The organism is Desulfocurvus sp. DL1XJH-121, assembly GCF_054819825.1.
Map to the genome: position 1 here is coordinate 1 of NZ_JBTVWW010000148.1, position 253 is coordinate 253.

1 protein-coding gene is annotated in these 253 nt (G+C 51.8%); it reads right to left on the reverse strand.

The window, feature by feature from the left end; translation table 11 throughout:
• A partial coding sequence (locus ACYYG1_RS17680) for a hypothetical protein (RefSeq protein ID WP_461211641.1) occupies positions 1-202 on the reverse strand: 202 nt, incomplete at its 3' end.
• Positions 203-253 lie beyond the last annotated feature (51 nt).

Sequence of the window (253 nt, forward strand, 5' to 3'; positions counted from 1 at the left end):
TGCCGCTTTGGTTACGGCCGACGTAAACGTCCCCGGTGTAGGCCAATGATTCGGTAATTTTTGAGTCGCCGTCAAAAATGGCATCGTCTGCGCGAGCGATATCGGCGGGCGCCAGCATCAACAGCGGCGCGGAAAATAGAGCGAGGTAAAGTTTGGAAAGCGGTGTTTTAACCGCTAAAGAATGCGATGTCGTGTCATTCACGGGCTATCTCCGTACTCGTTAGCGTGATGTCGCGGAATGTATTGTTATAAG